Below are 4,617 nucleotides of genomic sequence, written 5' to 3'. Positions count from 1 at the left end.
AACCTTAATAATGGTGAGAAGCTTGTTATGACAAAACAACTACAGTTGAGGAGCCGTGTGAAGGGACAACTTTCACGCACGGTTTTGAAGACCAACGGGGGAGGCAACAAACCCGTTGAGTTTAACCCAACTCGATACGTACCTAGAGAGAAAATACATTTTGGCTTTCAAACTGGAGACATTGTTAGAGCAATAGTTACCACTGGTAAAAAGATTGGCAATTATGTCGGAAAAACGGCTATTCGTTCATCAGGTAGTTTCAATATTTATGCTAAAAACGGATTAGTTCAAGGAATATCGTACAAGTTTTGTAAACGCATTCATGCAAAGGATGGTTACTCGTATGCACATTAAACCCAAGAAATTGGGAATTACTCAACTGTTCCTCTCATTATTTTCGCATTCGCTCAAAAGCATTCAAGGAACGTTTCGTAATTCCCCCTCCATTCCTCCCGCCACGCTCTCGGAGTACCGATATAGTGGGGGTCTCCTGGAGGTTTTAGATGATAGGGTTTTAAATACCCATCCCTCTCCAATCTACGGTAAATCCAGGTGAACACACGAAATAATTCCCTTGCTGTAATCTCGTCCAGAATGTTGCTTTCTTTGCGGTCTTGTCGGAATTTGGGTCAAACCAAACAAGCTTTGGGCATTATCACAGCCCACAACGACTATGTATTTGACGCTGGTGTTCCAAAAACGATTCGCACTGCATGAAAAATACTGAAAAAGCCGCCAGTACAGTATCAAAGATGCTGTAGCGTGTTGCATTACTGGCTAGCCTTGGGTCATTGATTTTAGCGATCGCTTGTTGGAGAAATCCCAGCATTACCACAAAACTCAGTGCCATCGGCTCCATGTTGATGCCCCTGAAGAAATACTCCTTTATCCTCAAGCTAAACTGTACCCGTTGTCAAAATTTGAATTTGGAATTGCTGATTTTTGCCAAATCTGGGATGCTCCCTATCAATTCTCAGATGGAATCCAAGGTCTGATTGGTATTCCCTGTACTCTTAATTGCTGTTTAATTTCTCGTACAGTAAGATTTTTAGTTATTCTCGGAGAATATAATATAGAACTAATGATTGCAGCAGATGCATTTGCTTGTTCAAATACATTTATAATGTCCCTTAGATTTCCAGCACCCCCTGATGCAACTACTGGAATATTAACAGCCTTTCTGATTAGAGAAGTAATTTCGACATCGTAGCCACTGTGCGTTCCATCCTTATCAATACTATTAACAACTATTTCCCCTGCGCCCAAAGCTTCACCTCTTCTAGCCCATTCTACTGCATCTAGTCCTGTAAAAATTTTCGCACCATCAATTGCAATCTCGTAACCACTTGGAATGATTTCAGTTTTTCTTACTCTTTTGACTTGCATGCTTAATACAATGCATTGACTACCAAACGCCAATGCTCCCATCTGTATTATATTTGGATTACGAACTGCCATAGAATCAATACTAACTTTCTCAGCACCGGCTTTCAGCACTTGATACATATCATCTATCGCCTTTATTCCTCCTCCAACTGTAAAAGGTACAAAGACATTTTTTGCTACTTTGCGAACTGTCTCTATATCTATCTTCCTTTTCTCTGAACTTGCAGTTATATCATAGAATATAATTTCATCTATTTGTTCAGAGTACATTCTTTTTGCTAATACTTCTGCTGAATCTATAAATATATTATCCTCAAATTTTTGCGCTTTAGTAACATTTCCTTTAATAACATCAAAACAAGCTATCAGCCTTTTAGTTAACATAAATTACTTTTTTCATGGGCAAAATTTTCTAAAATACGTAACCCAATTGGCCCACTTTTTTCCACGTGGAATTGAGTAGCGAAAATATTATCTTTTAACAAAACAGAGCAGAAATTTACTCCATAGTCGGTGAGTCCAAAGATAACACTATTTTCTTTTGGAACTGCATAGTACGAATTAACAAAGTAGAAATAATTAGATTGACCAACACCTTCTAGCAAAGGATGCTCACGAGTAAACTTCACTTCATTCCAGCCTATTTGAGGAACCGGATTTAATTGCTTAGAGAATTGTTTTACTTTACCTTTAATCCAGCCAAAACATTCAGTATCATCCTCCTCACTGTACTCAAACAGAATTTGAAATCCAATACATATTCCTAAAAATGGAACTCGTTCTTCAATGACTTTTTTATGTAAGTTTTCCAAACAACCCATCTGTCTAAGCGAATCTAAAGTTGCTTTTGCAGAACCAACACCAGGAAAAATGATTTTCGTTGAACTCTCAATTTCTTCCGCCGTAGTAATTAAACGACAAGAAATACCTAGCTTCTCTAATGCGTAGGAAACACTTGGAGCATTCCCTGCTTTATAGTCAATAATATCAATCATAATCTTTTTATAGTAAAATTAAAAAGTTCAATCGTAACTTCTATCAGAAAACAATGACGTTTCTCTATCCACCCTTATCGGAAAATGAAAAGAAGTCTCGCTTTAGAGAATTACAAAGTCAATTGTGTAAGCACTGGTTAGAACCAGAGCAACTGGGTAATATAAAGCAAGATCTTCTAGTAATACCCTCTCTCAGTCTCGATCAACGAGAAGCTCAGAAAATTGAGGGAGTTCACTATTTTGAGGAAAGGCTTCTGTTCTATTTGACTCATCTGCGAAATCCTAGCTCCAAACTCATCTATCTTACTTCTCAATCATTGCCTCCTAGTATTATTAACTATTACATGCGCTTAATATTAGGATTTTCGTCACCTAGCGACTGTGATCGACTATTACTACTCTCAACTGACGATCCTTCTCATAAACCCTTAACACAGAAGATTCTGGAGCGCCCCCATCTAATCCAGCAGATTCATCAAGCATTACAACCAGAACAGTCTTACATGATTTGTTACAATTCAACCCCTCTTGAGCAAGATCTCTCTATACTACTGAGTATACCTCTATTTGCTTTAAATCCAGAGCTAGAATGCTGGGGAACAAAAAGTGGCAGCCATCATATCTTTGCCGAGTGCGGTATTCCTCACCCTGAAGGTAGCGAATTAGTTTGGAATGTAGAAGACTTAGCACTGGCTGCTGCCGCTTTATGGGAACGTCAACCAACGGCTCGAAGGATGGTAATCAAGCTCAACGAGGGATTTTCTGGGCAAGGGAATGCCTTGCTTGATTTACAGCCTGTCTCAAGTGTAGCGCCTGGCTCTGCTTCCCGTGCCGAAAGAGCCAACACCATTTACAGAAACTTTACCAATATGCGTTTTCAAGCCAAAAATGAAACGTGGGAAAACTTCAGCAGTAGGATTCCAGACTTGGGGGCTATTGTAGAGATTTTTATAGAAGGTGAGACCAAACTCTCACCCAGTGTTCAAGGTAGTATAAAACCCAATGGAAAGGTAGAAATCTTCTCGACCCATGAGCAAATTATGGGTGGTCTTGACAATCAAGTATATGTAGGCTGCAGTTTTCCTGCCGATCCAGTTTTCAGTATACGTTTGAAGGAGTTTGGATTACAGATTGGTAAAAATCTAGCTAAAAAAGGAGCTCTAGAAGACTTTTGCGTAGATTTTGTAGCAGTCCGTCAATCATCTGATGAAGGTGAGTTTTACTGGGAACTTCAAGCTGTTGAAATTAACTTGCGTAAAGGAGGTACTACGCATCCGTTTAGGCTTCTCCAAAGCTTAACTAATGGCCAATATGATTTTTCTAGCGGATTATTTTATAGTCAGAAGGGGACTCCAAAATACTATGTCGCATTTGACAAATTACAAAAAGATCAATATCGAGGCTTTCTCCCCAGTAAACTGATAGATATTATCGCTGAACATAAACTTCACTTCAATAATAGCACTGAGACTGGCTGCATTTTCCATTTAATGAGTTGTTTATCAGAAGTAGGTAGGTTGGGATTTACATGTGTTGGGAATTCTCCCCAAGAAGCAGAGGAAATTTACAATAAGGTTATCAAAACATTGGACGAGCAAACTACTGGTGTGACGTATTAATTGTGACCTGACCTCCCTTGCAAGGCAGCTATGCTGGAGGCAGAGGGCAGAAGGTAAAGTTATGGATTATACCGACAATTGAATGCCTTTTGCCCTGCCTTGCCCATAACCGATTCATGCGAACGTATTTAAACGGATCTGAAAATTAAATGGGTGCGGCTCTTTTAGAAAGACAAAGAATGATTTTAGACAACCATTGGAAGTGATGGTGGAGTCGTTGAACAACGAGCAAGAACAACCCGTTTCATGAAAGGAATATTTCTGTACAATGGTAGGTAATTACAAAGAAAGGCAGAGCGCAGAGGGCAGAAGGCACTTATGAAAGAAGTATTAATAAAAAATGCGCGTTGTGGGTCTAAAGCCCACTAGTATAAAAAGATTTGTGTCGAGATGCGTAGCACTCTTATACAAGGCGTCATTATTTCAATCCCACGTTTTTAAACGTGGGTTCCCTTCTGCATAAGTGCCTCCAGCATAGCTGCCTTCTGAAGCTTGTATTCTTGGCGTAAATGAAAGCGCCAATACTCATTCCAATCTCCACTAATATGAAGGGAACGAAGACGCAAAACGGCTTCAGCACCTTGCAAACTCCACCTTGCACCTGTTATGTCCATCCT

General features: G+C 39.5%; 4 protein-coding genes and 2 pseudogenes. 2 read left to right on the top strand and 4 right to left on the bottom strand.

What is annotated here, in order from left to right:
• A pseudogene (locus OGM63_RS09790) lies at nt 1-354 on the top strand (hypothetical protein); the annotation flags it as partial.
• Nucleotides 355-655: 301 nt separating this feature from the next.
• On the opposite strand, the gene OGM63_RS09785 reads toward OGM63_RS09790, so the two are convergent.
• The 3 genes from OGM63_RS09785 to hisH all read right to left on the bottom strand — a co-directional run bounded on the left by OGM63_RS09785 (nt 656) and on the right by hisH (nt 2,381).
• On the bottom strand, nt 656-850 hold the full coding sequence (locus tag OGM63_RS09785; protein ID WP_263745323.1) for a hypothetical protein: 195 nt from the start codon (nt 848-850) through the stop codon (nt 656-658).
• Between the two features lie 116 nt (nt 851-966).
• Nucleotides 967-1,770, bottom strand: coding sequence for an imidazole glycerol phosphate synthase subunit HisF (hisF, locus tag OGM63_RS09780; protein ID WP_263745322.1), 804 nt, complete (start codon nt 1,768-1,770; stop codon nt 967-969).
• Nucleotides 1,764-2,381, bottom strand: a complete 618-nt coding sequence (gene hisH, locus OGM63_RS09775; protein WP_263745321.1) for an imidazole glycerol phosphate synthase subunit HisH — start codon at nt 2,379-2,381, stop codon at nt 1,764-1,766. The genes hisF and hisH overlap by 7 nt, the downstream gene beginning before the upstream one ends.
• 344 nt (nt 2,382-2,725) lie before the next feature.
• Between hisH and OGM63_RS09770 the strand changes: the two genes are divergently transcribed.
• A complete protein-coding gene (locus tag OGM63_RS09770) occupies nt 2,726-4,000 on the top strand; it encodes a peptide ligase PGM1-related protein (protein ID WP_263745320.1) in 1,275 nt (424 codons plus the stop codon).
• A 437-nt stretch (nt 4,001-4,437) separates the two neighbouring features.
• Here OGM63_RS09770 and OGM63_RS09765 read toward each other — a convergent pair.
• Nucleotides 4,438-4,617 (bottom strand): annotated as a pseudogene (locus OGM63_RS09765) (hypothetical protein); the annotation flags it as partial.

This window comes from Plectonema radiosum NIES-515, assembly GCF_025753815.1.
Lineage (GTDB): Bacteria > Cyanobacteriota > Cyanobacteriia > Cyanobacteriales > Nostocaceae > Hassallia > Hassallia radiosum_A.
Note: the sequence above shows the minus strand (reverse complement) of the source record. Positions and strands in the feature narration are given on the sequence as shown.